Source organism: Pseudomonas sp. Sample_10 (assembly GCF_004321495.1).
GTDB lineage: Bacteria > Pseudomonadota > Gammaproteobacteria > Pseudomonadales > Pseudomonadaceae > Aquipseudomonas.
The window spans coordinates 1-8,369 of the sequence record NZ_RCOE01000060.1; the positions used below are offsets into that span (position 1 = coordinate 1).

The following is an 8,369-nucleotide window of genomic DNA, read 5'->3' on the forward strand; positions in this document are numbered from 1 at the left end:
CTGGGTTATGTGGTCAAGCTGACCGAGGCCGCAGCCAACCGCACCATGGACCTGGTGGAAAACGCCACGCCGCTGGTCAACAGCCTGGCTGACGAAGCCCAGGCCTTGAGCACGGATTGGGGGCGGTTCATGCGTCGCGAAGTCGGGGCTGAAGAGTTCCGCGAACTGGCCCGGCGAGTCGACGGGTTCCTGACGCGCAGCAGCACAGACAACCGTGCCGTGTCGGGCAACCTCAACGATATTCTGCTGGCCCAGGATTATCAGGACCTCACAGGTCAAGTCATCAAGCGTGTGACCCAACTGGTCACCGAAGTCGAGAGCAACCTGCTCAAGCTCGTGCTCATGGCCAGTCAGGTTGACCGTTTTGCGGGCATCGAGCATGACCGTGAAGCAATGCTTGCAGAAAAAGATCCACAAAAACATCTCTCTCAGGGTGAAGGTCCGCAGATTCATGCCGATAAAAGAGAAGACGTTGTGTCCGGTCAGGACGATGTGGACGATTTGTTATCCAGCCTTGGATTCTAGAGTTTCAGGAATTTCAGGTTTTTTGGGTTTTTAGACCTGTAGGAGCACACCATTAATGAGCTTCGGCGCCGATGAAGAGATCCTTCAGGATTTCCTGGTTGAGGCCGGCGAGATTCTAGAGCAACTGTCCGAACAGCTGGTCGAGCTGGAAAGCCGACCGGATGATGCGGATCTGCTCAATGCAATTTTTCGCGGTTTTCACACTGTAAAAGGGGGCGCCGGCTTCCTCCAGCTCAACGAGCTGGTGGAGTGCTGCCACATCGCCGAGAACGTGTTCGACATCCTGCGCAAGGGTGAACGTCGCGTTGACTCGGAATTGATGGACGTGGTTCTCGAAGCACTGGACGCGGTGAACAGCATGTTCAGCGAAGTCCGCGAGCGTGGCCCGATCACGGCTGCCACGCCGGAATTACTCGCGGCACTGGCCCGTCTGGCCGAGCCGCAATCGGCTGACGAGGCAGCGCCAGCACCCGTCGCCGAAGTGGCTGAAGAACCTGCCGCTCAAAGCGAGTCAGGCGACATCACCGACAATGAATTCGAACAACTGCTGGACTCGCTGAACGCCGTCAAGGCCCAGGCCGAGGCGCCGGCGGCTGCTCCAGCGCCCGCCGCCGATACTGCGGCCAGCGACGAAATCACCGACGCCGAGTTCGAGTCGTTGCTCGACCAGTTGCACGGTAAAGGCCAGTTTGCCGTTGATGCGGTGGCACCGGCGGCCCCTGCCGCGCCGCAGGCTCCGAAAGCCGCGGGCGACAGTTCTGACATCACCGACGACGAATTCGAAGCACTGCTCGACCAACTGCACGGCAAGGGCAACTTTGCCGTGGATGCGCTGGAATCGGCCATCGCTTCGGTGCCGACGCCTGCTGCGCCAACCGCTGCGGCGGCCGGCAGTGACTTGATTACCGATCACGAATTCGAATCGCTGCTCGACGAATTGCACGGCAAGGGCAAGTTCACTGAAGTGGGCGCCACGGCTGGCACGGCAACCGGCGCGAGCGCCTCGGTTGCGGCGCCTGTCGCCAAGGCTGCGGCACCGAAGCCGGTGGCCAAGGCTCCTGAACCGAAGGCCGAAGCCGCGAAGCCGGCACCTGCCGCCGCTGCACCGGCTCCGGCCCGTGCCGCGGCCGCGCCGCCCGCGGAAAAGCCTGCCAGCGAAGCCGAGACCACTGTGCGGGTCGACACCGCGCGTCTCGACGAAATCATGAACATGGTCGGCGAACTGGTGCTGGTGCGTAACCGCCTGGTCCGCCTGGGTGCCAACAGCGCCGACGAAGCCATGTCCAAAGCCGTGTCCAACCTCGACGTGGTCACGGCCGATCTGCAAACCGCGGTCATGAAGACCCGGATGCAACCGATCAAGAAGGTCTTCGGGCGCTTCCCGCGCCTGGTTCGCGACCTGGCGCGCCAGCTCAAGAAAGAGATCAACCTGGAGCTGGTCGGCGAAGAGACCGACCTCGACAAGAACCTTGTCGAGGCCTTGGCCGATCCGTTGGTCCACTTGGTGCGCAACGCGGTCGACCACGGCATCGAGTCGCCGGAAGAACGCGAAGCCTCGGGCAAGGCCCGCGGCGGCAAGGTCATTCTCGCCGCGGAACAGGAAGGCGATCACATCCTGTTGTCGATCTCCGATGACGGCAAGGGCATGGACCCGAACGTGTTGCGTTCGATCGCGGTAAAACGCGGCGTGATGGACAAGGACGCGGCCGATCGACTGAGCGATACCGAGTGCTACAACCTGATTTTCGCCCCGGGTTTCTCGACCAAGACCGAGATCTCCGACGTGTCGGGTCGTGGCGTGGGCATGGACGTGGTGAAAACCAAGATTTCCCAGCTCAACGGTTCGATCAATATTTTCTCGGCCAAGGGCCAGGGTTCGAAGATCGTCATCAAGGTGCCGTTGACCCTGGCGATCATGCCGACGCTGATGGTCATGCTCGGCAACCAGGCGTTCGCCTTTCCGCTGGTGAACGTTAACGAAATCTTCCACCTCGACCTGTCGACCACCAACGTGGTGGACGGCCAGGAAGTGGTGATCGTGCGGGACAAGGCGCTGCCGTTGTTCTACCTCAAGCGCTGGCTGGTCAGCTCCGCCGCTCACGAAGAGCAGCGCGAAGGCCATGTGGTGATCCTTTCGGTGGGCACCCAGCGGATCGGCTTCGTCGTCGATCAACTGGTGGGCCAGGAAGAAGTGGTCATCAAGCCATTGGGCAAAATGCTCCAGGGAACCCCGGGCATGTCCGGCGCCACCATCACCGGTGACGGCCGCATTGCGCTGATTCTCGATGTTCCGAGCATGCTCAAGCGTTACGCCGCACGGCGTATTTGATTCTGGTGGAGCGGGGCGACTGAGCCTCGCCCCGTCTAACGGAGTGTTTATGGCAGTCAAAGTCCTGGTGGTGGACGATTCGGGGTTTTTCCGCCGCCGCGTCTCGGAAATTCTTTCAGCGGATTCGAATATCCAGGTCGTCGGTACGGCGACCAACGGCAAAGAGGCGATCGATCAGGCGCTGGCCCTCAAGCCAGACGTGATCACCATGGACTACGAGATGCCGATGATGGATGGCATCACGGCGGTGCGGCACATCATGCAGCGCTGCCCGACCCCGGTGTTGATGTTCTCCTCGCTGACCCACGAAGGCGCGCGGGTAACCCTCGATGCGCTGGACGCCGGCGCGGTGGATTTCCTGCCGAAGAATTTCGAAGACATCTCGCGCAACCCCGAGAAGGTCAAGCAACTGCTGTGCGAAAAGATTCTGAGCATTTCGCGCAGCAACCGTCGTGTCAGCGCCTACAGTGCACCGGCTCCGGTGGCCGCACCTGCTCCGACGCCTACGCCTTCCACAAGCAGTTACGGCAGCAGCGCACCTGTGCGTCCGGCACCGGCTCCGATTCCGGTGCGTACCCATGCGCCCACGCAGTCATCACCGGCGCCAAAACGCAAAGCCTACAAACTGGTGGCCATCGGTACGTCTACCGGCGGCCCGGTTGCCTTGCAGCGGGTGCTGACTCAATTGCCGGCCAACTTCCCGGCGCCGATCGTGCTGATCCAGCACATGCCCGCTGCGTTCACCAAGGCGTTCGCCGAGCGTCTGGACAAACTCTGCCGCATCAGCGTCAAGGAAGCCGAGGACGGCGATATCCTGCGTCCTGGCCTGGCCCTGCTCGCACCGGGCGGCAAGCAAATGATGATCGACGGCCGTGGGGCGGTGAAAATCCTCCCGGGCGACGAGCGTTTGAATTACAAACCGTGCGTCGATATCACCTTCGGTTCGGCGGCCAAGTCCTACGGTGACAAAGTTCTGGCGGTGGTGTTGACCGGCATGGGCGCCGATGGTCGCGAGGGCGCGCGCCTGCTCAAGCAGGGCGGCAGTTCGATCTGGGCGCAGGATGAAGCCAGCTGCGTGATCTACGGCATGCCGATGGCCATCGTCAAAGCCGAACTCGCTGACGCGGTGTACAGCCTGGACGACATTGGCCGGCACATCGTCGAGGCGTGTATCTGATGGATGTTCTCAGCCTTATCGGCATCATCATGGCGTTCGTCGCCATCATCGGCGGCAACTACCTCGAAGGCGGCCATCTGGGTGCGCTGGCCAACGGCCCCGCAGCCTTGATCGTACTCGGCGGGACCATTGGTGCGGCATTGCTGCAATCGCCAATGAGCGCCTTCAAGCGCGCGATGCAGATTCTCGCGTGGATTCTGTTTCCGCCGCGTGTCGACCTGGCAGGCGGCGTAGATCGTGTCGTCAACTGGAGCCTGACCGCACGCAAGGAAGGCTTGCTCGGTCTGGAAGGGGTGGCCGACGCCGAACCCGACAACTACTCGCGCAAAGGCCTGCAATTGCTGGTGGATGGCGCCGAACCGGAAGCGATCCGCAGCATTCTGGAAGTGGATTTCTACACTCAGGAAAGCCGCGACATCGAAGCGGCCAAAGTCTTCGAAAGCATGGGCGGTTATGCGCCCACCATCGGCATCATCGGTGCAGTAATGGGCCTGATCCATGTGATGGGCAACCTTGCTGACCCATCGCAATTGGGCAGCGGCATCGCCGTAGCGTTCGTGGCCACCATTTATGGCGTAGCCAGCGCCAACCTGGTGCTGTTGCCGATTGCCGCCAAACTCAAATCCATCGCGTTGCGCCAATCGCGTTATCGCGAAATGTTGTTGGAAGGGATTCTGTCGATCGCCGAAGGTGAAAACCCACGCTCCATTGAGTTGAAGCTGCAAGGCTTCATGGATTAAGGGACTAACCTAATGGCTCGTCGTCGGCATCAGGAAGAACACGTTAACCACGAGCGCTGGCTCGTGTCCTACGCGGATTTCATCACGCTGCTGTTCGCTTTTTTCGTGGTGATGTATTCGATCTCGTCGATCAACGAAGGCAAGTACAAGATCATCTCCGAGGCGCTGATCGGTGTTTTCACCGACAGCGACCGCGCGCTCAAGCCGATTCCGATCGGTGAGGAGCGACCAAAGACCGTGACCCCGGCCAAGCCGTTGGTCAAAGACAGCGAGCAAGTCGACGCCGGCGTCGCCGGTAGCAGCGATCCGCTGAAGAGCATCGCCGACGACATCAGTGCGGCGTTCGGTGATCTGATCCAGTCCAACCAGATGACCGTGCGTGGCAACGAGTTGTGGGTCGAAATCGAACTGAACTCCAGCCTGTTGTTCGGCAGTGGCGACGCCATGCCCAGTGACATTGCCTTCAACATCATCGATAAGGTCGCGGCGATCCTGAAACCCTTCGACAACCCGATTCATGTCGAAGGCTTCACCGACGATCAGCCGATTCGTACCGCGCAGTACCCGACCAACTGGGAACTGTCGTCGGCCCGCTCGGCCAGCATTGTGCGCATGCTGGCGATGCAGGGTGTGAATCCCGGTCGACTGGCATCGGTGGGCTATGGCGAATTCCAGCCGGTCGCCAACAACGCCACGGCAGAAGGCCGGGCACGTAATCGCCGCGTGGTGCTGGTGGTGTCGCGCAACCTCGATGTACGCCGCAGCCTGACTGGCACTGGAACTGCCAATGCGCAACCGGATGCCGCGTTGAAGCGTGCTGGCACACAAACTGCACCGACCCCGGTCAAGTCGCCGGTACGAGAGAGCGCCGTCAATTCTCCGTCACCCGCATTAACACGTTGAGCTATTTCTCGGTCGATTCATTGGGCCGGGAGGAACAATCCGAATGAGAGTCTGGGCAGTCGCCAATCAAAAGGGTGGTGTCGGTAAAACCACTTCATCCATCGCTTTAGCCGGTTTGCTGGCCGAGGCGGGCAAGCGCGTGGTTGTGGTCGACCTCGACCCCCACGGCTCGATGACCAGCTATTTCGGTTACGACCCCGACAGCCTGGAACATAGCAACTACGATCTGTTCCTGCACAAGGGCAACGTGCCCCAGGGCTTGCCGGGGCAGCTGCTGCTGTCGACCAGCGACCCGCGCATTTCCCTGCTGCCTTCGAGCACCGCGCTGGCGACCCTCGAGCGTCAGTCGCCGGGGCAGAGTGGGCTGGGACTCGTGATCGCCAAGAGCCTGGCGCAGTTGTGGCAAGACTTCGATTACGCGGTGATCGACAGCCCGCCGCTGCTCGGTGTGCTGATGGTCAATGCCTTGGCGGCGAGCCAGCAGCTGGTGATCCCGGTGCAGACCGAGCACCTGGCGGTCAAGGGCCTGGAGCGCATGGTCAACACGTTGGCGATGATCAACCGATCCCGCAAACAGGCGTTGCCGTTCACCATCGTGCCAACGTTGTTCGACCGCCGCACCCAAGCGTCCCTCGGTACGCTGCGCGTCTTGCGCGACAAATTTCCGGAAGAAATCTGGCAAGGCTACATCCCGGTGGACACCCGCCTGCGCGATGCCAGCCGGGCCGGGCTGACGCCTTCGCAATTCGACGGCAAGAGTCGCGGCGTCCTGGCTTACCGCGCCTTGCTCAAGCATCTGCTGGCGGCACAACTTGTTCCGCAGGTGGCGTGAGATGAGTCTTGACCGGCCATTGAAACTCACGTCGCGTCCGCAATTGGCGCTGCAGTCGTATCTGGACAACCTTCTGCAAGAGGTGACCGAGGAACTGTTGGCTCCGCTTGACCCGCTGCCTGAGGTGGTCGAAGACGAAGCGGCACTCGATGAGTTCCAGGCCGCGGTGCTTGAAGAGCAGGCTCGTGACGCCCGGCAGGCTGGTTTTACTGCCGAGCCGGTCGCCAAAGCGGCCGTGCCGATGGAAGTGCCTGCACGTCCGGCAATTGCTGTGATCGAAGCACCCACGTCGATGCTGCCGTCGGTATCGACCATCGCGCCATTGCTGCAAACACTGGCGGCGCCCGTCGCCGAAGTACAGCAAGTGCCGGAACCGAAGGTTGCCGAGGTGCAGCCAACGCTGGTGGCGCCGGTGGTCGAAGTTCATCTGCCGCCCGCCAACACGCCGCCACCGCTGGAAACCGACGGTCGTCCTTCCTGGGCTGCCGAGCCGTTCGAATGCCTGTTGTTCGATGTCGCCGGCTTGACCCTGGCGGTGCCGCTGGTGTGCCTGGGTTCGATTTATTCCCTGGCCGGTCATGAACTGACGCCGTTATTCGGTCAGCCGGAGTGGTTCCTCGGGATCCTGCCGAGCCAGGCCGGCAACCTGAAAGTACTGGATACCGCTCGCTGGGTCATGCCCGACCGTTATCGCGACGATTTCAAGCAGGGCCTGCAATACGTCATTTCGGTTCAGGGTTACGAATGGGGGCTGGCGGTGCATCAAGTCAGTCGTTCGTTGCGCCTGGACCCGAACGAAATCAAGTGGCGCAGTCACCGTGGCCAGCGGCCATGGCTGGCCGGCACGGTGATTGAACACATGTGTGCGTTGCTCGACGTTTCCGCGCTGGCCGAGTTGATCGCCAGCGGCGGCGCAAAGCATATGGGCGGCAGTAAACCGCCGCATAAAACTACATAACAGAACAACACCGCCAGGGCGGTTTCTTGAGGGGTCAGGGTATGAATGACAAGGCAACGGCGGCAAAAGGTTCCGAAGATCCGATCCTGCAATGGGTCACCTTCAAGCTGGATAACGAGACCTACGGCATCAACGTGATGCGCGTTCAGGAAGTCCTGCGCTACACCGAAATCGCCCCGGTCCCGGGTGCCCCGAGCTACGTGCTGGGCATCATCAACCTGCGCGGTAACGTGGTCACCGTGATCGACACCCGTCAGCGCTTCGGCCTGATGAATGCCGAAATCAGCGACAACACCCGTATCGTCATCATCGAAGCCGACAAGCAGGTTGTCGGGATCATGGTCGACAGCGTGGCCGAAGTGGTTTACCTGCGTCAGTCGGAAATCGAAACCGCGCCGAACGTCGGTAACGAAGAATCCGCCAAGTTCATTCAAGGCGTGTGCAACAAGAACAACGAACTGCTGATCCTGGTCGAACTGGACAAGATGATGAGCGAAGAAGAATGGTCGGAACTGGAGAGTATCTGATTGATTCTTGAGGTTGCGGTCATTGTCCTGTTCCTGTTCTGGGCAGGCACGCTGGCGATGTTCCTGGCGTACATTCGCGCTCAGAAGCAGATCGCCGCACAACAGGCCCAGAGTGATGCGCAGCGGGATCAGCGCATCAAGGACCTGGGCAAGCGCGTTGACGACTATCAGAATGGCAACGTGCGCATGGGTGAAGACCTGCATGAGCTACGTGCGATCGTCGCGCCATTGCCGGACAAACTCGTTCAGCTGGAACAGCGCGACCCCACCAGCCTGTCGTTCGCCCAGGCGGCGCGACTGGTCGGGATGGGCGCGAGCGTCGACGAACTGACCCAGTCCTGCGGCTTGACCCAGGCTGAGGCGGAGTTGATGAGCAAG

Annotated in this window: 9 protein-coding genes; all 9 read left to right on the plus strand. The window is 61.0% G+C overall.

Going from position 1 to position 8,369, the window contains the following annotated elements; translation table 11 throughout:
* Positions 1-525, plus strand: a 525-nt coding sequence (locus tag D8U18_RS05130) for a protein phosphatase CheZ (RefSeq protein WP_131107178.1), incomplete at its 5' end; no start/stop codon positions are given.
* Between the two features lie 55 nt (positions 526-580).
* The gene (locus tag D8U18_RS05135; protein WP_131107179.1) at positions 581-2,854 is read left to right on the plus strand and encodes a chemotaxis protein CheA; all 2,274 of its coding nucleotides are present in this window, start codon (positions 581-583) and stop codon (positions 2,852-2,854) included.
* A gap of 49 nt (positions 2,855-2,903) precedes the next feature.
* Positions 2,904-4,031, plus strand: coding sequence for a chemotaxis response regulator protein-glutamate methylesterase (locus tag D8U18_RS05140; protein ID WP_130908472.1), 1,128 nt, complete (start codon positions 2,904-2,906; stop codon positions 4,029-4,031).
* Complete coding sequence (locus D8U18_RS05145; RefSeq protein WP_056853004.1) at positions 4,031-4,771, plus strand: flagellar motor protein; 741 nt, start codon at positions 4,031-4,033, stop codon at positions 4,769-4,771. Before D8U18_RS05140 ends, D8U18_RS05145 begins: the two co-directional genes overlap by 1 nt.
* 12 nt (positions 4,772-4,783) lie before the next feature.
* Positions 4,784-5,674, plus strand: coding sequence for a flagellar motor protein MotD (gene motD / locus D8U18_RS05150; RefSeq protein WP_056853003.1), 891 nt, complete (start codon positions 4,784-4,786; stop codon positions 5,672-5,674).
* Positions 5,675-5,717: 43 nt separating this feature from the next.
* A complete protein-coding gene (locus tag D8U18_RS05155; RefSeq protein WP_056853002.1) occupies positions 5,718-6,506 on the plus strand; it encodes a ParA family protein in 789 nt (262 codons plus the stop codon).
* Position 6,507: 1 nt separating this feature from the next.
* Positions 6,508-7,464, plus strand: coding sequence for a CheW domain-containing protein (locus tag D8U18_RS05160; RefSeq protein WP_131107180.1), 957 nt, complete (start codon positions 6,508-6,510; stop codon positions 7,462-7,464).
* Positions 7,465-7,505: 41 nt separating this feature from the next.
* The gene (locus D8U18_RS05165; RefSeq protein WP_007980742.1) at positions 7,506-7,991 is read left to right on the plus strand and encodes a chemotaxis protein CheW; all 486 of its coding nucleotides are present in this window, start codon (positions 7,506-7,508) and stop codon (positions 7,989-7,991) included.
* A partial coding sequence (locus D8U18_RS05170) for a DUF2802 domain-containing protein (protein WP_131107181.1) occupies positions 7,992-8,369 on the plus strand: 378 nt, incomplete at its 3' end.

Excerpts from the sequence above, each read along its gene's own strand:
- D8U18_RS05165 (WP_007980742.1), top strand. The coding sequence starts at position 7,506 with ATGAATGACAAGGCAACGGCGGCAAAAGGTTCCGAAGATCCGATCCTG.
- D8U18_RS05135 (WP_131107179.1), top strand. The coding sequence starts at position 581 with ATGAGCTTCGGCGCCGATGAAGAGATCCTTCAGGATTTCCTGGTTGAG.
- D8U18_RS05140 (WP_130908472.1), top strand. The coding sequence starts at position 2,904 with ATGGCAGTCAAAGTCCTGGTGGTGGACGATTCGGGGTTTTTCCGCCGC.
- D8U18_RS05160 (WP_131107180.1), top strand. The coding sequence starts at position 6,508 with ATGAGTCTTGACCGGCCATTGAAACTCACGTCGCGTCCGCAATTGGCG.
- D8U18_RS05145 (WP_056853004.1), top strand. The coding sequence starts at position 4,031 with ATGGATGTTCTCAGCCTTATCGGCATCATCATGGCGTTCGTCGCCATC.
- D8U18_RS05155 (WP_056853002.1), top strand. The coding sequence starts at position 5,718 with ATGAGAGTCTGGGCAGTCGCCAATCAAAAGGGTGGTGTCGGTAAAACC.
- motD (WP_056853003.1), top strand. The coding sequence starts at position 4,784 with ATGGCTCGTCGTCGGCATCAGGAAGAACACGTTAACCACGAGCGCTGG.